This is a genomic window from Nitrosomonas sp., assembly GCF_019635155.1.
GTDB lineage: Bacteria > Pseudomonadota > Gammaproteobacteria > Burkholderiales > Nitrosomonadaceae > Nitrosomonas.
The window spans coordinates 123,748-147,556 of sequence record NZ_JAHBZY010000007.1 but is presented as its reverse complement, the minus strand read 5'-3'; the positions used below and the strand labels follow the sequence as shown (position 1 = coordinate 147,556).

Sequence of the window (23,809 nt, the reverse complement as noted above, 5' to 3'; positions counted from 1 at the left end):
CATCTTTCCCTCCTCTCAAATCATTTTATCTCCGGAAAACCCGGGGCGATTCAGTGATGCATGCCTGTCGCTTCCATACACACGGTGCTTTCACCCTACAATTTTTGAATCAAAGCAACTAAGCGTTTATGATCTTCCGGTGCATTCTCATACGGCTGTGCTTTTCGATGCTTACCATTAACACTGACCACCACACTCAATGCTTTACCTGAAACATCAATACCAATATGATTCATTGATTATCACCTCGAAATCATTTTTGTTATTATCATGCTTTCTGGTTTCCCTGACCCTGGCACTTCATCTATCTTCCTTGCAAATTCAGGTTCAGAAGCTAAGCTTACAGACCTTGGATACTCCGCGATATGGATGACGAGGGCGGGGAGCCTTTCTACGTACAAGCTCAGAGCTTAAGGTTGGGTCGGCTTCCCCAGAAATTGGCATTACTCTAATACAATTTTCTTGTCGGGGTTAATATACAAGGTTGGGGTGAGGTACGAACCCCAACATCAGCAAGTAGGGTGGATAAGCGTAGCGCCATCCACAGGTATTGCTGCGATGATCGCCTGAGATCTCGGTGGATGGCGTTTCACTTATCCACCCTACACGCTGGTACGCGTCGCCCGATTTCGGGAAAGTCCTTCAGGCGATTGACTGTATTGAAGATCTGTTCAATAAATTGCTTGGCGTAAAGTATAGAATCCTTGGAAATGTAAGATTGAATGGCTACCAGATCATCTAATGCCAATTCGGTCCATCTAATCTGCATTACCTAGCAGCCGTTTTTTTGCTTCTTCATGGGGCACGGTAAATCCATCTTCAACCGCCTTGAGCCCTTTTTCAATTTTTTGCTTCACATAAAGCTCATACATGATGTCATCCCAGCTTGCCTGATCTGATACTTGATCGATAATTTGTTTTGCTGATTGTTTGGCTGTTTGCATAGAGATTTCCTCTCGATTCTACGTTAATAGCTAAGAATTACCCATTAGTTGTTTAAAGTCAAGCATAAAACCGATTCCAAGAAAGGATCAGATCTCGTTTGTTATCTAATTTTGTTCATATATTAATGTCAATTAATTATTGATATGTTCATATTTATGTATTAATATGATCGATAATATGGACATATTAATATGAACAAAGACCAAGCATCGCTAGCCAGAAAACAATTGGAGAGACGTCTCGCACCCTTGCGTGAGGCAGGGGTTGTTGCGCCGCCACGGGGATGGATAAAGGCCATTCGTGAAGCGCTCGGCATGACGGCCCGCCAGCTTGCCGCGCGTATGGATGCTTCCCCTTCACGTATTCCGGTGATTGAAAAAGCGGAAGTGACGGGCGCAACTACGATCAAGACCTTGCGTGAAGCTGCCGAGGCAATGAATTGTACCTTTGTGTATGCTTTCGTGCCGACGAAACCGCTCGATGATATTCTGCGTGAGCGTGCTATCCAGAAAACGCGCAAAGACATTGCCCGGCTTGATCACACCATGCGACTGGAAAACCAAGCTTTGCTCAAATCCGATCTCGACGATGAACAGCGGCGCATGGTCGAGCTTATCCTGTCAGGCTCACTAAAAGGGTTATGGGAGGATAAGTAGCATTGTCATGCCAGATCCATTATTTACCGACGACGATGATGCGAATACCCCACTGACAGCCGAAGAGCGTGAACAGCTTATTCCTGCCTATATCACGTTGCGGCACGAACTCAACGAAGCGGAGCAAATCAACATCGGTCAGGCGTTGCGCTGGGCTGCCGCACGCAAGAAGCGGGATGTGCTTGATCAAAATTTCTTGCGCCAATTGCACAAGCGCATGTTTGGGGATGTGTGGCGTTGGGCAGGGCGATATCGCACCTCAGCCCGCAACATTGGTGCCGATGCCTATCGGATTACAATGGATATGCATCAAGCCATTGACGATGCTTGTTACTGGATCGAACATAAAACTTATCCCCCCGATGAGATTGCGGTGCGGTTTAGTCACCGTCTTGTTGCAATCCATCCGTTTCCCAACGGAAACGGACGCTTCTCGCGTCTTATAGGCGATCTTCTCGCTCAGCAGCTTGAACAAGAGCCATTCACATGGGGGCGTGCCAATCTGGTCGATGCCGGAGAAACCCGCGCTCGCTATATTGAAGCCTTACGTGCCGCTGACAATCACGATATAAAGCTACTCCTGATATTTGCGCGTTCTTAGCTGTTGGAATAATAAACTCATAGAGACCTTTGCACGGTGTCATGAGCGGTACTAGAATAAGGGAAAAATTTGCGAAGAAAGGAGTTTACACGGGGTAAATGAGCATTTTTCGCGAATTTTTAACGCGATTATCGTGCCGCGTAGTAACCGTGCAAAGGTCTCTCATAGTAATTCAGCGATTCGTTGGCAAATTTATTCAATGATCTAATTTGATGAGGTAACTATCTATGCAAACCCGTGAAGAACGCGACACCATGGGCGTGGTTGAGGTGCCCGCCGAAGCGCTGTGGGGCGCGCAAACGCAGCGCTCGTTGCAGAATTTCAAAATTTCCGGCGAGCGTATGCCGGTGGCGCTGATTCATGCGCTGGCCCGGGTCAAGCGCGCCGCCGCCAAGGTCAATCACGATTTGGGTTTGCTCGATGCCGCCAGTGCTGCGGCGATCATCGAAGCGGCCGACGAGGTGATCGCGGGCAACTTTGACGATCAGTTTCCGTTGGTGGTGTGGCAAACCGGTTCCGGTACGCAGACCAACATGAACGTCAACGAAGTATTGGCGAATCGAGCGTCGGAAATTCTCGGCGGCGGGCGCGGCGCGGATCGCAAGGTGCACCCGAACGACGAGGTCAACAAGGGGCAATCGTCCAACGATGTGTTTCCGACCGCGATGCACGTCGCTGCGGTGAAGGAATTGCGGCAGCGGCTGATTCCGGCGATCCGGCAATTGCGCGAAACGCTGGCGGCCAAAGCGCAAGCGTTCGATGCGATCGTCAAAATCGGCCGCACGCATTTGCAGGATGCGACACCGTTGACATTGGGACAGGAATTTTCCGGTTATATCGCGCAACTGGATCACGGGTTGCGTCATGTCGAAGCGGCCATGCCGCATGTGTGCGAATTGGCGTTGGGAGGTACCGCGGTCGGCACCGGGTTGAATGCGCACCCGGAATTTGCAACGCGCGTCGCCGCCGAATTATCGCGCCTGACCGGGCTGCCATTCGTCACCGCGCCGAATAAATTTGAAGCATTGGCGAGCAATGATGCGTTAGTGCACGCGCACGGTGCGTTGAAAACATTGGCGGCTTCGCTGATGAAAATCGCCAACGATATCCGCTGGTTGGCATCCGGGCCGCGTTGCGGCATCGGCGAATTGCGCATTCCCGAGAACGAGCCGGGCAGTTCGATCATGCCGGGCAAGGTCAATCCGACGCAATCGGAAGCGATGACGATGGTGTGCTGTCAGGTCATGGGCAACGATGTCGCGGTCAACATGGGCGGCGCGCTCGGTAATTTCGAGCTGAACGTGATGAAGCCGCTGATCATTCACAATTTCCTGCAAAGCGTGCGCTTGCTGGCCGATGCGATGGTGAGCTTTAACGACCATTGCGCGGTCGGTATCGAAGCCAATGTCGAGCGCATCGACGCCTTGATGCACAACTCATTGATGCTGGTGACCGCGCTGAATCCGCATATCGGTTACGATAAAGCCGCCGCAATCGCCAAAAAAGCGCACCGTGAAGGAACGACATTGAAAGCCGCCGCGATCGCCACCGGTTATGTCACGGCAGAACAGTTCGACACCTGGGTGGTGCCGGAAAAGATGGTCGGCAAATAACCGCACAATGGCATTACCCTTTCATTCGACCGAGCCCGTCACGCGCCGCGAGCGTTTCGCGTGGTGCATGTACGATTTCGCCAATTCCGGGTTTACCACGGTGATTCTGACCGCTATTTTCAATGCGTTTTTTGTCGGTGTAATCGCCGCCGGACAAGGCAGTGGTAACGCCACGTTATTATGGACATTGGCGATGGCGGTAGCCAACGGCTTGGTGCTACTCACTGCGCCAGTGATCGGCGCGATCGCCGATTATTCCGGTGCGAAAAAACGCTTTCTGGCGGTGACTACCGCCGGTTGCGTGGTATTTACCGCGCTGTTGTATTTCGCCGGTCCGGGCGACATCGCGTTGGCGATGGGGTTGGTGATTCTGGCGACGTTTATGTTTTCCAGCGGCGAGAATCTGATCGCGGCGTTTTTGCCGGAAATCAGCACGCCGGAGACGATGGGGCGGCTGTCCGGTTACGGTTGGGCGCTCGGCTATTTCGGCGGGTTGCTGTCGCTGGTATTGTGCCTGGCGTATGTCACCTATGCCGAAGCGCAAGGCATGGAAGCCGCCGACTACGTGCCGGTGACCAATCTGATCGTGGCGGCGTTGTTCGGTTTCGCCGCGTTGCCGACGTTGCTGTGGTTGCGCGAGCGCGCGACCGTTTCCGGTACCGTCGTTGGCGCGTCATTAATCCGCGCCGGTTTCCAGCGGCTGGGCGTAACCTGGCGTCAGGCGCGGCAACATACCGATTTGTTCCGTTTTTTGGCGTCATTGACGATCTACTACGCCGGGATTTACATCGTCATCGTGTTGGCGGCGGTGTATGCGCAGGAAGTGATGGGGTTTCAAACCCAAGATACGATTATTTTGATTATGGTGGTCAATGTCACTGCCGCGATTGGCGCATTCCTGTTCGGCCACCTGCAGGACCGCATCGGTTCGAAACGCTGCATTGCCATCACCCTGTTGATCTGGATCGCGGCGATCCTATGCGCGTACGTTGCCACCGATGAATTTCTATTCTGGATCGCCGCCAATCTGATCGGCACGGCCTTGGGCGGCGCGCAATCGGCCGGGCGTGCGCTGGTCGGGCAGTTCACCCCGGAAGGGCGGCAGGGCGAGTTTTTCGGTTTGTGGGGATTGGCGACCAAATTGTCCGCGATGATCGGACCGTTAACGTACGGCGGCTTGGTCTATCTGCTGGCAGGCGATCACCGTGCGGCATTGCTCAGCACTTTGGTTTTTTTTGTGGTCGGCCTGCTGATTCTTGCGGCGGTCGATGAGAAGCGCGGGCGGGAAATGGCGAAGGTTGGTTATTAAGACAAAAGAACCTTTATAAAATTTTCGCCGCAAACAGTCTTTAAGTGCCGCTTTGTTTAATACGCTGCGTATCTTTGATTGGATTCAAGATATTTAAGTCGAGCTCCAATTTTTCCCCGAGCCATCTCGCAAATACCGTATGCGCTGCCAATTCGTCATCCTGGACGGGATGAATCAATACCGATAACCCTGCCCGTTTCTTATCGATGACCGGAGCAATGTGATCGATCTCTGCCGCAGGGATATGAATCTCAAACATCGGCCTGGAATGCGGGCCGATCGGTTTTGGTATTAGTTCCCCCACGTAGGTTAATTGCGGAATTGCACGAATTAAATCGTTTCTGACCTGCTGTGCGAGTTCGATTTCGTTATCCGTAAAGTAGATGTGCGCGTGAAATTTTTCCATGATTCGATAAATTTTCCTGTCATGCGAATTCGTTGAGATTTCGATCTTAGAACCGCCATTGGAACTAAGATTCAGTATCATACTATTTCGTAATGACAGCACGTGTCTCACATCGATATCTTTGAGCATTTAAGGAAAATATAGCGTATTCATGAACGATCATCATATTTATCCGGCTGTTAATAACCCGGATAAAGCAAAAAACTGTTACGGCTAACGATGAAATATATTTTGTCGGATAATTCTTTATTGTTTGAAGCGATTGGAGCGTAACCGTGTAGGATTGCTGTTCATTGCGCAAGCCGCGATCGGTGTGGATTTTTGACTTCTGCCAGTAAACGAAGAAATTCCGGATTAACCGGTAAGCCAGCGCGCTCTGACGTCGTCGCGATTGAGCGCCAGCCACTGTAACGCGATGATTGCGCTGGCGGCGGTGATTTTTGCGGATTTTAGTAAGGTCATCGCGGTATCGAAAGCAACGACATGCACTTTGATGTCTTCGCCTTCTTCGCTGACGCCGTGGATGCCGTTTGCGATGGCCGCATTCGTGCGGCCGCAAAATAGTGCGATGCGCTCCGTGGTGCCGCCGGGGCTGACTAGAAAATCGTAAAGCGGAATCAAATCGGTAATGATGCAGCCGGATTCTTCGATACCTTCGCGCCTCACCACGGCTTCGGCGGTTTCGCCGGTTTCGATCATACCGGCGACGATTTCCAATAACCAGGGGCCACCGGGTGCATCAATCGCACCGGGCCGGAATTGTTCGATCAACACGATTTCATCCCGGACGGGATCATAGGGCAGCACAGCTGCAGCATGGCCGCGTTCGAACATTTCCCGCGTTAGTACAGGACTCCATTCACCGTTGAATAACCGATGCCGGAGATGGTATTTCTCCAAGCGGAAGAATCCTTGATAACAAACTGTTTTCTCGATAACTTTTACATCTTTTGCCATTGCGGTAATCCTTACGACGCAGTTTTATGGTTACGCTGCGTTGGTAAGTGGCAATGACATGCCGAGTCTGAGTACTAACGCATTCTTAGCGTATCGATGCTCATATCATCATCATCGTCATCTACCTCGATATCCACATCGGCGCTAACGTCGTAATCATCTTTGACGGTTTCATATTCGTCAATGATTTTCGCAAGCTTCCCGCGTGGAATTTTGTCTTCGACGATGAGTTCTTCGTCGTCAGTCAAATTATCGATGGGATAGAATCCGTCGTCATCGTCAAATGATAGTTCTTTGATCATCATTAACCTCCATGCAATATTATTGAAGAGATGTTATTGAATCACACTGCATTGCTATGTAACGCTTAAAAAAATATGGTTTTTCCCGGTATTTTCAAGCTTTATCAATAAAAACGGACTTATGAACAGCAATCCGTTATATTTGGCATTTTAATTAATATTTTGTTCGTTTTATTGATATGCAGCAATCGTTAAAAAATATTCGCAATATTCTGATTTATGCGGTAACCGTCGGTTTGATTTCGTTGATATATTTTTTCTACGCTTACGCGTTTCATCCGATTCCCGAAGAACGCGAAACCTTTCTAACCGAAATTGGTGAAGTATTCGGAAAATCCGGTTTAGCACTGTTAATCTTTATCTATTGCCGCACTTTGCTCAAATTGTTGCTGGGGCAAGGAAAATTGGCGCAGCGCCTGCTCCCGGATTATGTGCCGCCGGTGGATTCCACGTATTTGAATCGCTTGTTGATTTGGCTGAATCGTACTCATATTTACTTCGGGATCGCGGCTGTGGCGGTGATTTTGCTGCACATTGCGCTGATGGGGTTTCCGCGTTACAGCCATATACTGTTTTTTCCGGCGCTGCTGGGTTTAGTCATTTGGCAAGGTGTTTTCGGGATGTTTCTGACGTTGCGTTATTCGCCGGTGGAGTTGAAGAAGTTTTCCTATCTGGTGCATGCGCAATTCGTTACGGGTATCGCTATCGGGATTTTCGCACTGCTTGGCCATTTGTTGATCGACGATTGAACCGATGATTGAGTACGATGCTCTTCATTAAAGCGCGATTTCCTATTGTGTCTTTCAGCGTGATAAAAGCCGATAGTTATCAACTTTCTTTCTACACGGTGTATGATCTCGTGAATCGTGTCGTGGTGATACTCGATTCGTAATTTTGATAATCAACTAATAATAAATGATGCAGGGACCCGCCAATATTAAAATCCTGATTCTGGATGACGACACGTTCATGCTTAAATTGCTAACCCGGATGCTTGCAAAATTGGGTTATTCCACGGTCACGACCTGTGACAACGGCTCCGATGCCTTAATAAAAATCGATCAAGCGGATACGCGGCCGGAATTGATTTTGCTGGATCTGAATATGCCGGATATGGATGGCATCGAGTTTGTCCGTTATCTGGTCGATCGCGATTATCGAGGTAAGTTGATTCTGGTCAGCGGTGAAGATGAACGGATGCTGAGAACGGCTGAAAAGCTGGTGCAAGCGCATAAAATTCCGTTGCTCGGTTATTTGCACAAACCGGTAGATCCCGGTAAATTATCGGAAATTCTGCAAAAATTGACCGTCGGCGAAGTGGCTTCACCCATTTCTAACAGCAAAACTTATAGCGCTGAGGATGTGCAAGCCGCCATTACCAATCGGGAATTAGTCAATTATTATCAACCGAAGGTGTCGGTTGTCAGTGGTGAAGTGATCGGAGTCGAAACGTTGGTGCGTTGGCACCACCCGCAAGACGGAGTCGTATCGCCGAATCAATTTATTCATATCGCCGAAGACAATAATCTGATTGATGATCTGACACGTTTGGTGTTGACTCAAGCGGTTGTGCAAGCCGGGAAATGGCACCAGGAAGGCCAGACATTGCGCGTATCGATCAATGTCACCATGGATAATCTGACCTCTCTGGATTTTCAAGACATGGTGGTGAATCTTGTCAATGAGAATAATCTGCCGCCGCAAAAAATTGTGATTGAAATCACCGAGAGTCAAGTAATGGGAGCGGATGCACGCGTGCCATTGGAGATTCTGACGCGTTTGCGCTTGAAACGCTTTCATTTGTCAATTGATGATTTCGGGACAGGTCATTCCTCATTAGCGCAACTGCGTGATATTCCATTCAACGAACTGAAAATCGATCAGGGATTTGTGCATCGTGCATGGGAGGACGATACTTTGCGCGCGATTTACGATGCCAGTCTGGCGATGGGTAAACAACTGGGGATGGATATCGTCGCAGAAGGCGTGGAAGACCGGAATGATTGGGAGCTTTTACGGCAAACGGGTTGTGATATGGCGCAAGGAAATTTTATTTCCGAACCGTTATTGCCTGCTGACCTGCCGGGCTGGCAACAGGTTTGGCAGCAAAGAGTGCAGGATGAATTGAAGGTTACAGCGAAATGACCAGATATTCAGTTGACTCAAAGATTGAGGGCGAGGTTGATTTGGATTGACACCTCATAGCTCTAGACCAACCGATTGTTTCTACTGGCAGCCTAGAGCGGATGTGAATATTACGCGAATCGCCGCGCAATTATTTAAGTTTGGTTTCTTTATATTTCACATGTTTCCGGGCAACCGGATCGAATTTCATGATCTCTAATTTTTCCGGTTTTGCTCGTTTATTTTTTGTTGTTGTATAGAAATGGCCTGTGCCGGCTGAAGATTCAAGTTTAATTTTTTCACGCATTCCGATGAGTTCCTAACTTGTCAATGATGATTACGATTGCTCTTATTAAGCGCATTTGCCTTCAGAACGCATTTTTTCCAAGACGGCTTCAATGCCGTTTTTATCGATTGTCCGCAGCGCTGCATTGGTTAACCGCAAGCTAATCCAGCGTTTTTCACTTTCGATCCAAAATCTGCGCCGTTGCAGGTTCGGCAGGAAACGTCTCTTGGTTTTATTGTTAGCATGAGAAACGTTGTGACCAGACATCGGTTTTTTACCAGTTACTTCACATACTCGTGCCATGATGATGCACTCTCCAAAATTCTTAAAAGCTTAAATTATATCCTGATTCGGGTGATTTGCTCAAATTAAATCATGTTCGGCAAATGATAGTGCGGTATCGTTACCGATAATAAAGTGATCGAGAACTTTTACGTCAACAAATGCTAATGCTTGTTTGAGCGATTGTGTCAAAACTTTATCGGAATGACTCGGCTCAGCGACGCCGGAAGGATGGTTATGCGCGAAGATGATCGCAGCGGCGTTGTGATATAGCGCGCGTTTAATCACTTCTCGTGGATATACACTTGTTTGTGTTAATGTGCCGCTGAAGAGTTCTTCGGTTGCGATTGCATGATTTCTTGCATCTAAAAAAATACCGATAAACACTTCCTGTTGTTTGTTCGCAAGGCTAAGGCGTAGAAAATCCCGCACGAGCGCGGGTGAGTTCATGGTATTTCCACTTCTCAATTCTTCACTGAGCGCGCGCCTGGCCATCTCCAGCACGGCTTGTAATTGCGTGTATTTTGCAATTCCCATTCCGGGTATTTTGCAGAAATTGGCTTGGCTTGCTGCAAATATATTGGTCAGGTTACCGAAGTGTGATAACAATTCTCTTGCGAGATCGACAGCGCTCTTGCCGGCTATACCCGTGCGTAAGAAAATAGCCAGCAGTTCTGCATCAGAAAGCGCACTAACACCTTTTTGCAGTAGTTTTTCCCGGGGACGTTCCGATAGGGGCCAGTTGGTGATCGCCATATAACCGTGCAGTTTGCTTAATATTGAATATTCTTGAATGTGATGAAGACGCGGGAAAATTGCCTTTTTCCAGTTAGCGGCACACAATATAGAGAAATTGAACAATTTTGAATGTATCAGTTTTTACGCAACTTATATCATTCGAAGCTTTGCTGTAATTAAGGTAATACTATTTCATGACAACCCTGGAATCCGCCAAATCCCCGAAACATATCGTACTGGGCATTACCGGCGGAGTGGCTGCTTATAAAGCCGCAGAATTGGCGCGCTTGTTGACACAAAATGGCGTCGAAGTACAAACCGTGATGACCGAGGCGGCTTGTCAATTTATAAATTCGGCAACATTTCAATCCTTAACCGGACAGCCGGTTTATACAAATTTGTGGGAGACCAACGCCAGCTATAACATGGCACACATTAATTTATCCCGTGACGCCGATATGATTCTGATAGCTCCCGCAAGTGCTGATTTCATTGCAAAAATTGCCAATGGCTTGGCCGATGATTTGCTTACTGCGTTATGTTTGGCACGTGATTGCCAGTTGCTGGTAGCGCCTGCCATGAATCGTCAAATGTGGGAAAATGCCGCGACACAGCGTAATGTAAGTCGACTACAACAAGATGGCGTGAGAATTTTAGGACCCGCAAGCGGTGAGCAAGCTTGCGGCGAGGTTGGTATGGGACGGATGCTGGAAGTCAGCGAATTGCTGCAATCCGTGCAAGATTGCTTGCAGAGTAACCGGCAGTTGGCCGGAAAAAACATTTTGATCACTGCCGGACCCACCTACGAAGCGATTGATGCAGTGCGTGGAATCACCAACAAAAGCTCCGGGAAGATGGGATATGCAATCGCTCGGGCGGCAATAGAGACGGGTGCATCAGTCACGCTGATTTCCGGGCAAACTTGCCTGCCAGTACCCGCAGTCAACAAGTTTTTACCGGTGGTGAGCGCTGAAGATATGTTGCAAGCAGTCCAAGCAGAAATCGCGCATGCCGATATTTTTATAAGCGTTGCTGCCGTGGCTGATTATCGCCCTGTCAATGTCAGTCAGCAGAAATTAAAAAAAACGGCAAACAATCTAAACATCGAATTGACTCCTAATCCGGATATTTTGAAGTGGGTGTCGAATCTTCCGGAACCGCCATTCTGCGTCGGTTTTGCAGCAGAAACAGACGATTTGGATCAAAATGCCGCAACCAAGCGTGAACAAAAAAAATTGCCTTTATTGGTGGCTAATCTGGCTCAGAAAGCCATCGGATTTGATGAAAGCGAGCTTGTTTTGTTCGATGATAGCGGTAAACATATTCTTCCGAAGGCATCCAAAATTGAACTGGCGCGACAATTGATGCAGCATATTTATGTACTTTACAACCGGCAACATGGCAGAACATGAAAAAAATCGATATTAAGATCCTTGATCAACGCTTACATACACAACTTCCGGCTTATGCGACGCCTGGTTCAGCCGGATTGGATTTGCGAGCTTGTATTGAACAACCGATGACCATCAGTCCGGGAGAAACTTGCCTTATTCCGACGGGTATCGCCATGCATCTGGCTGATACCGGGTTGGCCGCTTTGATATTGCCGCGCTCCGGGCTTGGACATAAACATGGAATTGTTCTAGGCAATCTCGTAGGATTAATTGATTCCGATTACCAAGGACAGATTCTGGTTTCATGCTGGAATCGGGGGCAGACCGCGTTTAATTTGAATCCTTTGGAGCGGATTGCGCAGCTTGTTGTGGTTCCGGTTATTCAAGTCGAATTCAATTGTGTGGATGATTTCGATCAAAGCCACCGTGGCGCGGATGGCTTTGGCAGTACTGGTAAACATTGATCCGGCAATTGTTGATGCTGTTAGGATTAATGGAATCGAGGCAACATGCCTTTTATTCCACGCATCATTTTTGCCATTCCGCCTTTGTTCATCATTTTCATCATCTTTCTGGCTTGTTCAAACTGCGCCAGTAAACGATTGACTTCCTGGACGGATACTCCCGCTCCGGCTGCAATGCGGCGTTTACGCGAGGCTTTGAGAATTTCCGGTTTTACGCGTTCTTGTTTGGTCATGGAGTTAATAATACCTTCCGTCCGGTTAAGCTGTTTATCGTCCACTTTGATATTTTGTGCCGCTTGACTGAGTTGCGCCGGTAATTTGTCCATCAAGGCGTTCATTCCGCCCATATTACGCATTTGCTGAAATTGCGCTTTGAAATCATCCAAATCAAATGCTTTACCTGATTTCATTTTTTTCATCAGCTTTTCAGCTTCTTGCTGATCGGCGCTACGCTGCGCTTCTTCAATCAATCCGAGTACGTCACCCATGCCTAAAATGCGGGAAGCCATTCGATCCGGATGAAATGCTTCGAGGCCGGTCAGTTTTTCCGCGACACCGACAAATTTGATCGGTTTCCCGGTGATATGCTTGACAGATAAAGCGGCGCCGCCTCGTGCATCGCCATCCAGTTTGGTCAGAACCACACCTGTCAAAGGTAATGCATCCGAGAATGCTTTGGCGGTGTTAACAGCATCTTGACCTTGCATGGCATCCACCACGAATAGCGTTTCGATCGGTTTCAACAGCGCTTCCAATTCGCTGATTTCAAGCATCATCGCTTCGTCAATCCCTAATCGGCCCGCGGTATCGACGATCATGACATCGTGGTGATGCCTGCGCGCATAATCCAGTGCGGCTACGCTGATTTCGCCAGGCTTTTGTCCATCCGCAACGGGGAAAAAATCAGCACCGGTTTGTTGGGCGAGGAGCTCCAACTGGTGAATCGCAGCCGGTCGATAAATGTCACAAGATACCAGCAGTACTTTCTTTTTCTTTTGCTCCATCAACCACTTGGCGAGCTTGCCGCTGCTCGTTGTTTTACCAGCGCCCTGCAATCCCGCCATTAAGATGACGGCGGGAGGTACTGTGGCAAGATTAATATCCGCCTTTTCCACCCCCATGAGGTTGATTAATTCTTGATGAACCACGCCGATCAACGCTTGACCGGGGGTAAGGCTATTAAGCACTTCATGCCCGACGGCTTTCTCCTTGATGCGGGCAATAAAATCCTTAACGACCGGTAACGCAACGTCCGCTTCAAGCAGCGCTAAGCGGACTTCGCGCAATGCATCTTGAATATTGCTCTCAGTCAGCCGTGCTTCGCCGCGTAAGGTTTTGATAATACCGCTGAATCGGCTGGTAAGATTTTCAAACATAATGAAGCCTCATAAAGGTCGATGATCACATAACTTAAAGGTGATTCAAATTTTATTAATATAATGCTGGCAAACTCTTTGAATTTGTTAAAGCGCCATGTAGACTAACCAATTATTTCAATTTAATAAAATTTGAACTTCTGATGATCAGCATTTTAACTTATCTCGCTGCTTTTTTGCTTTATATACTGATCAGTTGGTTTCTTTGGAAGAATACTTGGAATCAGCCGTCAGAAGCAAGGGGGCAGGCAGTGAATGTCGCCTGGGCGCATTATGGAATGCTTGTGCCGCTGTTACTTCATGCCACAACACTTTACCAATCGATGTTTGTTGGCGCCAGTCTCAGTTTTGGGTTGAGTAATGCGGTTTCGTCGATCGTGTGGTTAACTGCTTTCATTTATTGGATTTCCGGCTTTTCAAAACGATTACAAGGGATGCAGACTTTGGTTGCGCCGGTGGCTGCCGCAGCTGCAGTCGCCATGTTACTGCCACTGCTGTTTCCATCAATCCGTCCGCTTGAGAACACTGAGTTTCCGGCATTCAAAGCGCATTTGCTGGTTGCCATGATGGCATATAGTTTATTGACGATCGCTGCATTGCATGCGCTATTAATGATCGTTATGGAGCGGCATTTGCATCATCCGGTAACGCGGTCGATTTTTAATAACTTGCCGCCGTTATTGGCAATGGAAAAGTTGCTCTTCCATATTATCTGGGTCGGTTTTATTTTACTCACATTAACGCTAATGAGCGGGGTGGTTTTTTCGAAAGAAGTTTTCGGACAGCCGTTGACGTTCACGCATAAAACGCTTTTCGGATTCGTGTCTTGGGGGGTGTTCGCAGCGTTATTAGCGGGAAGGCAATTTTATGGGTGGCGCGGAAGGATTGCAATCCGCTGGACCTTGGCTGGTTTTATTACGTTGCTGCTGGCGTATATCGGAAGTAAATTTGTGTTGGAGATTATTCTTAATCGATAACGTTCCGTGCACTTTAATTTCTGGTGCGGTTAATTCTGACAACTTCCTTGAGACGCCTAAGATTGCGCATGACCTGGGCCAGATGATGCCTGTTATTGACTTGTATGATTAAGCGCATGTGCATGTAATCGCCTTCGCTTTCCATGGCGATATCGTCAATATTGGAATCAGCTTTGGCTATCTCGGCTGCAATGCGTGCAAGCACGCCTTGTTTATTGGCAGTCGTGACTTTAATACCGGCTTCGAAAGTTTTTGTGATGTCTTTGCCCCATGTTACATCCATAAAATTATCGGAATTTTTATGGTTGCTGGTGACATAACTGCAATCAAATGTGTGAATGATGAGCCCGGAATCTTTTTTAATAATACCAACGATGGTATCCCCCGGAATCGGGCGGCAGCATTTTGCAAATTGCACGGTAATTCCTTCTGTACCCAGAATGGTGATAGGACCGGCACTTTGTTGGTTGGAAATAAATTCAGGTGATGCCAATCGTTTGGCTACGACGATCGGCAATTGTTTACCCAAAGCCATCTCTGCGAACAATTCATCTTTCGATTTGACGCTGCTGTCACGAACCAATTTGTCCCATTGAACATCACTGATTGTTTCCGGATTGACGTTAAATGACAGCAATGCTTGGGTTAACATGCGTTCGCCTAATTTAACCGACTCATCATATTGGATGGTTCTAAGGAAATGACGAATGTGTGAGCGTGCTCTGCCGGTTGCAACATAGCTCAACCATGCAGGATTCGGTTTTGCATACGGCGCGGTAACGATTTCAACGCGATCTCCGCTTTTAAGCTGTGAACGAAGCGGCGCGTTTTCTCCGTTTATTTTAGCGGCGACACAGCAATTGCCGACATCGGAGTGTACTGCATACGCAAAATCCACCGCAGTTGAGCCACGTGGCAACGTCAATATTTTTCCTTGCGGTGTAAATACGAAAACATCGCCGGGAAATAAGTCAATTTTTAAATGTTCCAGGAATTCCAGCGAATCGGTTGATCCGCTCAATGTTTCCAGCAAACTCTGCAGCCATTGATTTGTTTTTGAGTGTAATTCATTAAAATCAATATCCGAGCTTTTATAAAGCCAATGGGAGGCGACGCCATTTTCAGCGATTCGATGCATTTCAGCGGTGCGGATCTGGATTTCGATGGGAATGCCATAGGGACCCAGCAATGTGCTATGCAATGATTGATAGCCGTTGGCTTTGGGGATCGCGATATAGTCTTTGAATTTTCCGGGAATGGGCTTGTATAAGCTATGCAACATACCTAGCGCGATGTAGCAGGATGGAATATTTTTGACAATCACGCGGAAGCCATAAATATCCAATACTTCGGAAAATGATAAATGTTTCTCGACCATTTTCATGTAAATGCTGTAGAGATGCTTTTCGCGACCGCTAACTTCCGCTTCCACTTCCGCATCTTCCAATTTTTGAGTAATGGTGTCGAGAATTTTTCCAACAACTTCCCGCCGATTTCCGCGCGCTGCTTTCGTCGCTTTTACCAAAACCTTATACCGCAAAGGATATGAATAGCGGAAACCCAGTTCTTGCAATTCTTGATAGATCGTATTCAATCCTAATCGGTGTGCGATAGGAGCATAAATTTCGAGTGTTTCGCGGGCGATTCTTCGTTGCTTCTCCGGGAGCATGACTTCCAATGTCCGCATGTTATGAAGCCGATCTGCCAATTTAATCAGGATGACGCGAACATCCCGGGCCATCGCCATAAGCATTTTGCGGAAATTTTCCGCTTGTGCTTCTTCTTGTGTTTGGAATTCAATTTTTGTCAGCTTGGAAACGCCGTCAACCAATTCGGCTACCGGTTCTCCAAAACGCTCGCTAATTTCAGCTTTGGAAATATCGGTATCTTCCACGACATCATGTAATAACGCGGCCGTTAGTGTCGGAGTATCAAGATGCAGCGTACCGAGAATTCTTGCAACTGCGACCGGGTGAGAAATATAGGGTTCACCTGATTTCCGAAATTGCCCGGAATGTGCGCCTTGTCCAAATGAATATGCATTTCGGAGCTGTGTGATATCTTCGGATTTAAGATACTGAGATGTTTCAGAAAATAATAACTCTGTTTCTGACATGACGTTTTTAAGTGTTGATGTGCATCGGGCAATAACTTTAGCGCGATTGAATCGCCTTTTGCAAATCGGCTTTTAAGCTGCTAATACTTCCGAGTTTTTCATGAATCGAAGCAACGTTGAGTAAGGTATTAATTTTTAGAGTTAAGAATATCGATTCCGATTTTTCCTTGAGCCAATTCACGTAGTGCAATTACAGTCGGTTTGTCGCGGCCTGGGTCAACCAATGGTGCTGAGCCGATAGCCAACTGTCTGGCTCGCGTCGTCGCGGTTAATGTCATGTCGAATCGATTAGGAATCATCTTTAAACAATCATCTACAGTAATGCGTGCCATGGGCTTTTCCCTTTGTTCATTAAAAAATTGTCGATAGATTTTACTATATTATTGATGAAATCGTGAGTTTCGCAGTACGCAGTAGCAAGCTAAGAGAATTGCCGTATCAATTCCGAATGATTGATTAACTGTCGTGATTTCTTTAAATGCTCGGCTTTTACAATGCTTACCAAGTCGCTGAGCGCGTGTTCCAGGACATCATTGACAATCACATAATCATACTCGGCAACATGACTGATTTCTTCCCGTGCGGCCGCAAGTCTTTTTTGAATGATTTCCGGGTTATCTTGCGCTCTTGCTTTTAGCCGGGTTACTAAAGCTTGGGATGAAGGAGGGATAATGAAAATACCAACAGACTCCGGAAAAATCCTTCGTATTTGCTGAGCGCCTTGGCAATCAATTTCCAGCAAAATATCTTGCCCGGAAGAGATGACTTTATTGACCCATTGCTGCGAAGTGCCATAGAGATTGCCATAAACTTCCGCGCTTTCAATAAATTCTCCGTTGAGCAGCATTTGTTGAAATGTTGCCGTAGTTACAAAATGATAATCACGGCCATCGATTTCTCCGGGACGAGGCGGCCGCGTTGTGTGTGAAATCGAAAGCGCAAGGTCCGGGTTTAATTGAAGTAAGGCCTTGACCAAGCTCGTTTTGCCTGTTCCGGATGGTGCGCTAATGACAAATAAACAACCGTTTGTTTTAATCATTTGACGTGCTATTTTTAGTTATCTATCCAAATGGTTAGCGGGAATTAAAAGCTGTGAGAGCTTGCCCTTTCAGCGTTCTGATTAACCTGATTTCTTCTGAAGAAACACCTTCCGGCGCATCGGTATCACGATCCGCGTAGAAAAATCCGATGGGCTTCTGACGAGTTACCAAAGGAAGGATCATGAAACTGCGTGCATCGGGTAGTAAATCCTTATGCCATTGCGGAATGAGTTTACGTATTTTGGGTGCAAAAGCATCTGAAATCAGCAAATCGACGTTTTTTTCTAGAGCTCCATGGAATAAATCGATGGAGGATGCGACCGGGAAGTTAAATGCTTTTTGATAAGCCATATTGTTTTTTCCAAGCGTACTTCGTGCACGATACTGGTTAATTTTGGAGTCTAGTAAACACAGCGTGATAAAACGGAAACCTAAGCTATTATAATAAGTTTCGAGCACAAGCATAATCAGATCGTCGAGTTTATAATGACCGGAAGCCATAACTTCCGCCACATCTTGAATTCCATTTAATAGCAATATCGAGGCATTAAAGGGTTTCCCGCTTGGATATCGTTGAATAATTTGATGATTATCGTTTTCGCCCGTTTCGAGTACCAGCTCTTTCAATACATCTTCCTCATTTTCACCATTAAATTCAGTTGGTGCCGAACTGGGATTATTTGTTCGTTTTTTTTCTAACGCGATGAGATCCGTATCCATCAAAAGCGCATATGTTTCTTCAGTTGCATTCGCGATAAGCTGATCGAGCTTCGTGTTGTCGAGATTGAGTGCTTTACCGAAACGATTCAATAGCTTTTCTTTAGTTACAGAGCTGTCAACTTGTGTGCAGGTTAAAGCGAGTGGTGCCGCCTTTTCACTGAATTCCGCGGCTTGCTGCATCCATTCTTGCTTGTTTTTTGCCAGATTGAGATTGCCGCCGGGTCTATTTTTAAGCGCCTGAATAATACTGGCAGGGATACTCCAATTTTCTAAAATATTCTCAGTCAATGTTTCAAGATTAAAGCCAAGTATCTGCATGGCCGCTTGCCATGGCGTATGCGTGCCTTGCGTAATGAGCGCTAGCATTCTTTGATAGTGATCGGGTTCGTAAGCTGCGAGTAATAAGCGGCCGAGGTTCTTAAATAGCGTGACTACGACTATTTCTTCAGCATCACTGAACTGGCTGTGTTTTGCGAGTTCCCGACTTACCATGCTAGCTGCCAAGGTATGAATCAGCTCGGTTCGCACATGTTCAACCTGTTTTCCTGGCATGCCATCGACAAGCAGCATCGCTAAGGCACAGTTTTTTACGGAATTAAAACCCATCAGGAAAATTGCTTTAGTGATACTGGTAATGACCTTATTGGAAGAGGATCTAAATGCAACTGAGTTGGATAACCGCAGAATTTTTTGCGTCAATGAAACATCGGATAATACAAAATAAGATAATTGACGGATGGATTCATGATCGGAAGATGACAATTGAACGATGCGCGAAATGGAGCTGCCAAGCGTTGGAAGATCAGGATCATTGGCGATGGCCTCAAGTAAGCTATTTTTAATCGTTATGGTGCTTGTTCCCGATGAATTCAATTCATTTGGTGCGCTATTTTGTGCTGTAAAGGGTGTGTGTATTGATCTCATCCCGCATTCTCTTAATGATTACATAGATTAAGTAAAACTGAATTAGTTAATTCGTATAAGTAACTATGGTGTCTGAACATTTAATTTCATCAATTATCGGCATGGTCATCGGGTTATTAATATGGACCGTATGTTTCATTTTGAGAAAAATCGTTGTAAAAACCTTCGGAAGCCTTCATCATGAAAATATCGAATGGAAGAATTCTCATCACTTGGAAAAGTGATGAAATTGAAATGCTTGCAGATAGACTCGCAGATTCCGTTTACCGCCGGCATACGGCAGTTAAGCGACTAAGCGGCTCAGCGGAAGCTGGAAATTATGCGATTACAATTATCGTGAAAATAACGAGTGCGATCTCCATAGGCAAGATCGCACTGTTTTTAGAAGCGAACGATGTCCAGAATGGATGATGTATCACTGAAGATTCAAGCATCAGTTCGCCGCTATTATTGCTCTTTACGTACTTTTTCGATCAATCCGTTTAAAGTATTGATGGTGTCTTGCGGCGTGCTTCCCATTCGTCCGCTGGTAATGTATTTACCGTTGACGATTAGAGCGGGAACACCATTGAGTTCGTATTGGCGGGTCATTTGTGTTGATTTGGCAACTTGATTCTGCACGGTAAATGATTGGTAGGTATTTTCAAATTTTTTCCTATCGAGGCCTTGTTTTTCAATCCAATCGAATAATACCGAATCATTATTCAAATCAATTTTGTCACGATGGATCGCATCGTAAACTTTATCATGCAAAGTGCTGGTTACATCCATCGCTTCAATGGTGTGAAATATTTTTGCGGCCGGAACCCAGTTAGCGCGTAGAATCGCGGGTACATAGCGGAAATTTACATCTGCAGGGATGTTGGTTAGCCAGCTAGCAAGATGTGGATGTAAGTTATAACAATGCGGGCAACCGTACCAAAAAAACTCCAGCACCTCAATTTTACCGGTATTCTCTATCGGTACTGGTTTGGCGAGAACTATGTAATCTTTACCTTCAACGATCTCTGCCCGGACGCCGGGAAGATTGATAAAATTGAAACTTAACAAAAGCAGGAAAACCGAAAAAAATTGACGTCGTTTCATTTTTACTCCTTCAATAAAGTTTGAAAGTAAGTGGAGAGGATCATTCAAAGCCTGCATTTTCCTAAAATAACTGGCAAGAGAATTTATTGGATTCTTACAAACTGAGCATTGATTCCGTTTTCTTTCAACGAAGCACTGGCCTGATCGATATCAGTTCGGTTGTTAAAGGGGCCGACACGGACCCGGTACCAAATACCTCTTTCTGCTAGATCAATCGGTTGAATTGTGGCGAACAAACCCAATAAAGCCAATCGGGCTTTTAAATTTTCAGCTTCATCGCTTTTCCGGAACGATCCCGCTTGCAGGAAGAGTCTTTCCTTTACTGGCGGCGGGGTGGTAACAGGAGGTGCAGGAGGTGCAGTCGGCGGTGGAGCGGGTTCCGCAGGATAACTACGCGGCTGAATTGCTGCAACTTGCGGTGAAGGTTCGGGTGGCGTTATAACCGGCGCCGGACGCGGTGTGAGTGGCGGCGTCAATTCCGCGGGTTTGTTGCTGATTTCTGGCGTTTTGACTGGCACCCTCGGTTCAACGGCCGGCGGTTCCGCGGTTTGTCGATAGTTATGATCGATTTCAGGTTCGTCAATACCGGGCAATATTTTGTAAAAATCAAACTTTGGTTTTTCTTCAGCTAAATGAACCGGCTCTTCTTTTTCAACTTTTTCCGGCGTAACAGGTACTTCTACAGTCGCTTGCTTTTGATTGATTTCTGCCGAACTGGGTACTTTCTCCGTCGCGAGAAAAGGGTTAGGCCCGTAGTTAAAATACACCCAAATGCCGATGGCACTCGCGAGACCCAATGCATATCCCACAAATCCGCCCAAGAATGCGGAGCCGCCTTTTTCCGGCGTGGATCGCGTCGACTTGCGGGATTTATAATCTCGACTCATGAATATCCTTCTGTATCATTTCGGTTACATTTTATCAGGAGCGCTGACACCGAGTAATGTCAATCCATTGTTCAGCACTTGACGGATTGCCGCAATCAACGCTAAGCGAGCATTTTGCAATGGAATTTCCGGAACTAGAAAACGTGTTGAATTATAGTAGCTGTGAAATTCGCTCGCCAGTTCCCGCAGATAGAAGGCGATAAGATGCGGTGAATATTCTTTTGCAGCCATTTCCACGGTATCCGGAAAATCGATGAGTTTTTGTAACAGAGTCAATTCTACTGGATTCGTCAAAGTAGCGGTATCAGCGGTTTCCAGATCGCTCATTTGACCATCCCATTGCGCCAGTACGCTGCAGATCCGCGCATGCGCATACTGGACATAATAGACCGGGTTTTCGTTGCTTTGCGATTTGGCCAGATCCAGATCAAAATCCAGATGCTGATCGCTTTTGCGCATCACATAGAAAAATCGCGCGGCGTCTTTACCGACTTCTTCACGCAATTCGCGCAAGGTGACAAACTCACCGGAACGAGTCGACATCGGTGCTTTTTTGCCGTCACGGTATAACACTGCAAATTGCACCAAAGCGATTTCAAGTTTGTCCGAATCCAGTCCAAGTGCTTGCAAAGCGCCTTTCACTCGCGGGATATAGCCGTGATGATCGGCTCCCCAGATATTGATGACTTGTTCAAAACCGCGCTCGAATTTATTCAGATGGTAAGCGATATCGGAAGCGAAATAAGTGTATTGACCATTCTCACGTTGTACGACACGATCTTTTTCATCGCCGAAATCGGTCGAACGAAACCAGATCGCGCCATCTTGTTCGTATAAATATTTTTTCTCCTCAAGCAATTCCATGGTGCGAGCAACCGAGCCATTATCGTATAACGATTGCTCGGAAAACCATACATCGAATTCGACGCCAAACTCCATCAGATCGTTGCGGCAATCGCCGAGTTGTTCGGTTAGCACGAAATTATGAAAATACGCGTAATCCTGTCCCAATATTTTCTTTGCGTTGCCAATCAAAATATCCAAATGCTCATCAGTCGTTACTACTGCTTTCAGAACACTGTCAGGTAGGCCATCCAATAATAATTTCGGCTGATGCACATAACGATCTGCGTGAGCTTGGTGGATTAATTGTGCCATAACGCTAACATAGTTACCTTGATACGCATTTTGCGGAAACGGGATATAGATATCGTTGAGTTCCAGATACCGTAACCAAGTGGATAGCGTCAAAATATCCATCTGCCGGCCTGCATCATTCACGTAGAATTCACGCGATACATTGAAACCGGCCGCAGTCAGAACATTTGCAAGACTGGCGCCATACGCGGCGCCGCGGCCATGGCCGACATGTAAAGGGCCGGTTGGGTTGGCGGACACAAACTCCACTTGAATTTTTTTATCGTGCCCATAATCGCTTTTGCCATACGTATCGGGGTGTTGAAGCACTTGATGCGCGCATTGCTGTTTAGCTGCATGGGTTAAAAACAAATTGATAAAACCGGCGCCGGCAACTTCCGCCTTATCCAGATAAAGGGACGCCGGCATGGCATCAATCAGTTTATTGGCAATGTCGCGCGGGCTTTGATGCAACGATTTGGCCAATTGCATCGCCAGGTTACAGGAATAATCCCCATGGCTGGCTTGTTTGGTGCGGGTCAATTCAATACGGATGGCCGTATCTGGCGATATGATGGTGTAAGCCGCCTGTCTTAAGAGTTCGGCAAAATGAGTTTTAAAGTTTGGATAATCACAAGAAGTCATGGTTAGAAATCAACGTTATCAATTGGGTGGGTATGGCCTGCAATGAGTCGTTTAATCGCTATTTTATCAGGTCATGTAATCAGACCAAAGATTGTTGACGATGGGTTTCAAACAAACAGATTCCGGCGCTGACCGCGACATTCAGGCTTTCAACGCTACCGAGCATTGGAATTCGTACCAATTGGTCGCAATTTTCCCGCGTCAAGCGCCGCATGCCTTTCTCTTCGGAACCGAATACCCATGCAATAGCGCCTTGCAATTGAAAACGGGCCAGATCGTGCTCGGCATCTTCCGAGGTTCCGTAGATCCATACATTTCTGTCTTTTAATTGCTTGAGCGTGCGCGCCAGATTAGTGACCGCGATGAACGGCACAGTATCAGCCGCACCGCTGGAAACTTTGTATACCGTGGAAGTCAAACCAACCGCGCGATCTTTGGGCGCAATTACCGCGTGAACACCGAACGCATCGGCTACACGCAGGCATGCACCTAAATTATGCGGATCCTGGATGCCATCCAGTACCAGCAATCGTGCGGGCTCGGTCAAACCATCGAGAATATCGTCGAGATCCAAATGTTGCCGTGCAACATCAATGTTCGCGATTACACCTTGATGACGATGACTGCCGGCAATCTCGGTCAGTTTATTGCTATTACTTGCGATCATGCGAATTTTGTTGTTCTCGGCGAGTTGTATCAGGCTTCGTGCACGGTGATCATCGCGCGTAGCATCAATGATGATTTCTTTGATGCTGCCAGGATTTTGCCGCAAACGGCTGGTGATCGCATGAAAGCCAAAAATGAAACGAGTACCTGACACGGTT

Annotated in this window: 28 protein-coding genes; 10 read left to right on the top strand and 18 right to left on the bottom strand. The window is 46.9% G+C overall.

All coding sequences use genetic code 11. The features are described from left to right. Positions 1-95: 95 nt before the first annotated feature. The 3 genes from KF839_RS06880 to KF839_RS06875 all read right to left on the bottom strand — a co-directional run bounded on the left by KF839_RS06880 (position 96) and on the right by KF839_RS06875 (position 944). Positions 96-236: a hypothetical protein gene (locus KF839_RS06880; RefSeq protein ID WP_292917102.1), complete on the bottom strand. Its 141-nt coding sequence runs from the start codon at positions 234-236 to the stop codon at positions 96-98. 353 nt (positions 237-589) lie between these two features. Beyond that, a complete protein-coding gene (locus KF839_RS14865; protein ID WP_416362352.1) occupies positions 590-769 on the bottom strand; it encodes a type II toxin-antitoxin system RelE/ParE family toxin in 180 nt (59 codons plus the stop codon). Further along, a complete protein-coding gene (locus tag KF839_RS06875; protein ID WP_292917101.1) occupies positions 759-944 on the bottom strand; it encodes a hypothetical protein in 186 nt (61 codons plus the stop codon). Before KF839_RS06875 ends, KF839_RS14865 begins: the two co-directional genes overlap by 11 nt. Before the next feature lie 192 nt (positions 945-1,136). Here KF839_RS06875 and KF839_RS06870 point away from each other — a divergent pair, with 192 nt between their 5' ends. The 4 genes from KF839_RS06870 to KF839_RS06855 all read left to right on the top strand — a co-directional run bounded on the left by KF839_RS06870 (position 1,137) and on the right by KF839_RS06855 (position 5,124). Further along, the gene (locus KF839_RS06870; protein ID WP_292917100.1) at positions 1,137-1,601 is read left to right on the top strand and encodes a mobile mystery protein A; all 465 of its coding nucleotides are present in this window, start codon (positions 1,137-1,139) and stop codon (positions 1,599-1,601) included. A gap of 7 nt (positions 1,602-1,608) precedes the next feature. Then, the gene (locus KF839_RS06865; RefSeq protein WP_292917099.1) at positions 1,609-2,202 is read left to right on the top strand and encodes a mobile mystery protein B; all 594 of its coding nucleotides are present in this window, start codon (positions 1,609-1,611) and stop codon (positions 2,200-2,202) included. 227 nt (positions 2,203-2,429) lie between these two features. Beyond that, a complete protein-coding gene (fumC, locus tag KF839_RS06860; protein WP_292917098.1) occupies positions 2,430-3,815 on the top strand; it encodes a class II fumarate hydratase in 1,386 nt (461 codons plus the stop codon). A 7-nt stretch (positions 3,816-3,822) separates the two neighbouring features. After that, positions 3,823-5,124, top strand: a complete 1,302-nt coding sequence (locus KF839_RS06855; protein WP_292917097.1) for an MFS transporter — start codon at positions 3,823-3,825, stop codon at positions 5,122-5,124. Positions 5,125-5,164: 40 nt separating this feature from the next. On the opposite strand, the gene KF839_RS06850 is transcribed toward KF839_RS06855, so the two are convergent. From KF839_RS06850 to KF839_RS06840, 3 genes are all read right to left on the bottom strand, one after another. After that, a complete protein-coding gene (locus KF839_RS06850; protein WP_292917096.1) occupies positions 5,165-5,530 on the bottom strand; it encodes a DOPA 4,5-dioxygenase family protein in 366 nt (121 codons plus the stop codon). 354 nt (positions 5,531-5,884) lie between these two features. Beyond that, positions 5,885-6,487 carry an ADP-ribose diphosphatase gene (gene nudF, locus KF839_RS06845; protein WP_292917095.1) on the bottom strand — a complete coding sequence of 201 codons (603 nt, stop codon included), beginning with the start codon at positions 6,485-6,487 and terminating at the stop codon, positions 5,885-5,887. Between the two features lie 74 nt (positions 6,488-6,561). Further along, positions 6,562-6,789 (bottom strand): hypothetical protein, encoded by a 228-nt coding sequence (locus tag KF839_RS06840; RefSeq protein WP_292917094.1) that lies wholly within the window; start codon positions 6,787-6,789, stop codon positions 6,562-6,564. 179 nt (positions 6,790-6,968) lie between these two features. Here KF839_RS06840 and KF839_RS06835 point away from each other — a divergent pair, with 179 nt between their 5' ends. Next, positions 6,969-7,538: a hypothetical protein gene (locus tag KF839_RS06835; protein WP_292917093.1), complete on the top strand. Its 570-nt coding sequence runs from the start codon at positions 6,969-6,971 to the stop codon at positions 7,536-7,538. A gap of 166 nt (positions 7,539-7,704) precedes the next feature. Further along, positions 7,705-8,934 (top strand): EAL domain-containing response regulator, encoded by a 1,230-nt coding sequence (locus KF839_RS06830; RefSeq protein WP_323802051.1) that lies wholly within the window; start codon positions 7,705-7,707, stop codon positions 8,932-8,934. 130 nt (positions 8,935-9,064) lie between these two features. Here KF839_RS06830 and rpmG read toward each other — a convergent pair whose 3' ends face one another. Genes rpmG through radC form a run of 3 tightly spaced genes read right to left on the bottom strand, consistent with a single transcriptional unit; the run spans position 9,065 to position 10,237 of the window. Further along, on the bottom strand, positions 9,065-9,220 hold the full coding sequence (gene rpmG, locus KF839_RS06825) for a 50S ribosomal protein L33 (RefSeq protein ID WP_292917092.1): 156 nt from the start codon (positions 9,218-9,220) through the stop codon (positions 9,065-9,067). A gap of 45 nt (positions 9,221-9,265) precedes the next feature. After that, positions 9,266-9,502: a 50S ribosomal protein L28 gene (gene rpmB, locus KF839_RS06820; protein WP_292917091.1), complete on the bottom strand. Its 237-nt coding sequence runs from the start codon at positions 9,500-9,502 to the stop codon at positions 9,266-9,268. A 60-nt stretch (positions 9,503-9,562) separates the two neighbouring features. After that, a complete protein-coding gene (radC, locus tag KF839_RS06815; protein ID WP_292917090.1) occupies positions 9,563-10,237 on the bottom strand; it encodes a RadC family protein in 675 nt (224 codons plus the stop codon). Positions 10,238-10,413: 176 nt separating this feature from the next. Between radC and coaBC the strand changes: the two genes are divergently transcribed. Then, positions 10,414-11,631 carry a bifunctional phosphopantothenoylcysteine decarboxylase/phosphopantothenate--cysteine ligase CoaBC gene (coaBC, locus tag KF839_RS06810; protein ID WP_292917089.1) on the top strand — a complete coding sequence of 406 codons (1,218 nt, stop codon included), beginning with the start codon at positions 10,414-10,416 and terminating at the stop codon, positions 11,629-11,631. Continuing rightward, complete coding sequence (gene dut, locus KF839_RS06805; RefSeq protein ID WP_292917088.1) at positions 11,628-12,077, top strand: dUTP diphosphatase; 450 nt, start codon at positions 11,628-11,630, stop codon at positions 12,075-12,077. The genes coaBC and dut overlap by 4 nt, the downstream gene beginning before the upstream one ends. A 26-nt stretch (positions 12,078-12,103) precedes the next feature. Here dut and ffh read toward each other — a convergent pair whose 3' ends face one another. Continuing rightward, entirely contained in the window at positions 12,104-13,453 is a 1,350-nt protein-coding gene (ffh, locus tag KF839_RS06800; RefSeq protein ID WP_292917087.1) for a signal recognition particle protein, read from the bottom strand. 143 nt (positions 13,454-13,596) lie between these two features. Here ffh and KF839_RS06795 point away from each other — a divergent pair, with 143 nt between their 5' ends. After that, entirely contained in the window at positions 13,597-14,430 is an 834-nt protein-coding gene (locus KF839_RS06795) for a cytochrome C assembly family protein (protein WP_292917086.1), read from the top strand. 13 nt (positions 14,431-14,443) lie between these two features. Here KF839_RS06795 and KF839_RS06790 read toward each other — a convergent pair whose 3' ends face one another. From KF839_RS06790 to KF839_RS06775, 4 genes are all read right to left on the bottom strand, one after another. Continuing rightward, positions 14,444-16,546 (bottom strand): RelA/SpoT family protein, encoded by a 2,103-nt coding sequence (locus KF839_RS06790; protein WP_292917085.1) that lies wholly within the window; start codon positions 16,544-16,546, stop codon positions 14,444-14,446. A gap of 128 nt (positions 16,547-16,674) precedes the next feature. After that, positions 16,675-16,878, bottom strand: coding sequence for a DNA-directed RNA polymerase subunit omega (gene rpoZ / locus KF839_RS06785; RefSeq protein WP_292917084.1), 204 nt, complete (start codon positions 16,876-16,878; stop codon positions 16,675-16,677). Between the two features lie 89 nt (positions 16,879-16,967). Beyond that, positions 16,968-17,585: a guanylate kinase gene (gene gmk / locus KF839_RS06780; RefSeq protein WP_292917083.1), complete on the bottom strand. Its 618-nt coding sequence runs from the start codon at positions 17,583-17,585 to the stop codon at positions 16,968-16,970. 34 nt (positions 17,586-17,619) lie between these two features. Continuing rightward, positions 17,620-19,230 (bottom strand): HDOD domain-containing protein, encoded by a 1,611-nt coding sequence (locus tag KF839_RS06775; protein WP_292917082.1) that lies wholly within the window; start codon positions 19,228-19,230, stop codon positions 17,620-17,622. 180 nt (positions 19,231-19,410) lie between these two features. On the opposite strand from KF839_RS06775, the gene KF839_RS06770 reads away from it, so the two are divergent. Further along, positions 19,411-19,641: a hypothetical protein gene (locus tag KF839_RS06770; protein ID WP_292917081.1), complete on the top strand. Its 231-nt coding sequence runs from the start codon at positions 19,411-19,413 to the stop codon at positions 19,639-19,641. 36 nt (positions 19,642-19,677) lie between these two features. On the opposite strand, the gene KF839_RS06765 is transcribed toward KF839_RS06770, so the two are convergent. The 4 genes from KF839_RS06765 to rlmB form a co-directional block, all read right to left on the bottom strand. After that, complete coding sequence (locus KF839_RS06765; RefSeq protein ID WP_292917080.1) at positions 19,678-20,316, bottom strand: thiol:disulfide interchange protein DsbA/DsbL; 639 nt, start codon at positions 20,314-20,316, stop codon at positions 19,678-19,680. Positions 20,317-20,399: 83 nt separating this feature from the next. Then, positions 20,400-21,203: an SPOR domain-containing protein gene (locus KF839_RS06760; RefSeq protein ID WP_292917079.1), complete on the bottom strand. Its 804-nt coding sequence runs from the start codon at positions 21,201-21,203 to the stop codon at positions 20,400-20,402. A gap of 24 nt (positions 21,204-21,227) precedes the next feature. Continuing rightward, positions 21,228-22,985, bottom strand: a complete 1,758-nt coding sequence (argS, locus tag KF839_RS06755; RefSeq protein WP_292917078.1) for an arginine--tRNA ligase — start codon at positions 22,983-22,985, stop codon at positions 21,228-21,230. Between the two features lie 79 nt (positions 22,986-23,064). Then, complete coding sequence (rlmB, locus tag KF839_RS06750) at positions 23,065-23,805, bottom strand: 23S rRNA (guanosine(2251)-2'-O)-methyltransferase RlmB (RefSeq protein WP_292917077.1); 741 nt, start codon at positions 23,803-23,805, stop codon at positions 23,065-23,067. Positions 23,806-23,809 lie beyond the last annotated feature (4 nt).

What these genes read in the sequence shown, in the direction of transcription:
- KF839_RS06880 (WP_292917102.1), bottom strand. Translation starts at nt 236, where the DNA reads ATGAATCATATTGGTATTGATGTTTCAGGTAAAGCATTGAGTGTGGTG.
- KF839_RS14865 (WP_416362352.1), bottom strand. Translation starts at nt 769, where the DNA reads ATGCAGATTAGATGGACCGAATTGGCATTAGATGATCTGGTAGCCATT.
- KF839_RS06875 (WP_292917101.1), bottom strand. Translation starts at nt 944, where the DNA reads ATGCAAACAGCCAAACAATCAGCAAAACAAATTATCGATCAAGTATCA.
- KF839_RS06870 (WP_292917100.1), top strand. Translation starts at nt 1,137, where the DNA reads ATGAACAAAGACCAAGCATCGCTAGCCAGAAAACAATTGGAGAGACGT.
- KF839_RS06865 (WP_292917099.1), top strand. Translation starts at nt 1,609, where the DNA reads ATGCCAGATCCATTATTTACCGACGACGATGATGCGAATACCCCACTG.
- fumC (WP_292917098.1), top strand. Translation starts at nt 2,430, where the DNA reads ATGCAAACCCGTGAAGAACGCGACACCATGGGCGTGGTTGAGGTGCCC.
- KF839_RS06855 (WP_292917097.1), top strand. Translation starts at nt 3,823, where the DNA reads ATGGCATTACCCTTTCATTCGACCGAGCCCGTCACGCGCCGCGAGCGT.
- KF839_RS06850 (WP_292917096.1), bottom strand. Translation starts at nt 5,530, where the DNA reads ATGGAAAAATTTCACGCGCACATCTACTTTACGGATAACGAAATCGAA.
- nudF (WP_292917095.1), bottom strand. Translation starts at nt 6,487, where the DNA reads ATGGCAAAAGATGTAAAAGTTATCGAGAAAACAGTTTGTTATCAAGGA.
- KF839_RS06840 (WP_292917094.1), bottom strand. Translation starts at nt 6,789, where the DNA reads ATGATCAAAGAACTATCATTTGACGATGACGACGGATTCTATCCCATC.
- KF839_RS06835 (WP_292917093.1), top strand. Translation starts at nt 6,969, where the DNA reads ATGCAGCAATCGTTAAAAAATATTCGCAATATTCTGATTTATGCGGTA.
- KF839_RS06830 (WP_323802051.1), top strand. Translation starts at nt 7,705, where the DNA reads ATGATGCAGGGACCCGCCAATATTAAAATCCTGATTCTGGATGACGAC.
- rpmG (WP_292917092.1), bottom strand. Translation starts at nt 9,220, where the DNA reads ATGCGTGAAAAAATTAAACTTGAATCTTCAGCCGGCACAGGCCATTTC.
- rpmB (WP_292917091.1), bottom strand. Translation starts at nt 9,502, where the DNA reads ATGGCACGAGTATGTGAAGTAACTGGTAAAAAACCGATGTCTGGTCAC.
- radC (WP_292917090.1), bottom strand. Translation starts at nt 10,237, where the DNA reads ATGGCGATCACCAACTGGCCCCTATCGGAACGTCCCCGGGAAAAACTA.
- coaBC (WP_292917089.1), top strand. Translation starts at nt 10,414, where the DNA reads ATGACAACCCTGGAATCCGCCAAATCCCCGAAACATATCGTACTGGGC.
- dut (WP_292917088.1), top strand. Translation starts at nt 11,628, where the DNA reads ATGAAAAAAATCGATATTAAGATCCTTGATCAACGCTTACATACACAA.
- ffh (WP_292917087.1), bottom strand. Translation starts at nt 13,453, where the DNA reads ATGTTTGAAAATCTTACCAGCCGATTCAGCGGTATTATCAAAACCTTA.
- KF839_RS06795 (WP_292917086.1), top strand. Translation starts at nt 13,597, where the DNA reads ATGATCAGCATTTTAACTTATCTCGCTGCTTTTTTGCTTTATATACTG.
- KF839_RS06790 (WP_292917085.1), bottom strand. Translation starts at nt 16,546, where the DNA reads ATGTCAGAAACAGAGTTATTATTTTCTGAAACATCTCAGTATCTTAAA.
- rpoZ (WP_292917084.1), bottom strand. Translation starts at nt 16,878, where the DNA reads ATGGCACGCATTACTGTAGATGATTGTTTAAAGATGATTCCTAATCGA.
- gmk (WP_292917083.1), bottom strand. Translation starts at nt 17,585, where the DNA reads ATGATTAAAACAAACGGTTGTTTATTTGTCATTAGCGCACCATCCGGA.
- KF839_RS06775 (WP_292917082.1), bottom strand. Translation starts at nt 19,230, where the DNA reads ATGAGATCAATACACACACCCTTTACAGCACAAAATAGCGCACCAAAT.
- KF839_RS06770 (WP_292917081.1), top strand. Translation starts at nt 19,411, where the DNA reads ATGAAAATATCGAATGGAAGAATTCTCATCACTTGGAAAAGTGATGAA.
- KF839_RS06765 (WP_292917080.1), bottom strand. Translation starts at nt 20,316, where the DNA reads ATGAAACGACGTCAATTTTTTTCGGTTTTCCTGCTTTTGTTAAGTTTC.
- KF839_RS06760 (WP_292917079.1), bottom strand. Translation starts at nt 21,203, where the DNA reads ATGAGTCGAGATTATAAATCCCGCAAGTCGACGCGATCCACGCCGGAA.
- argS (WP_292917078.1), bottom strand. Translation starts at nt 22,985, where the DNA reads ATGACTTCTTGTGATTATCCAAACTTTAAAACTCATTTTGCCGAACTC.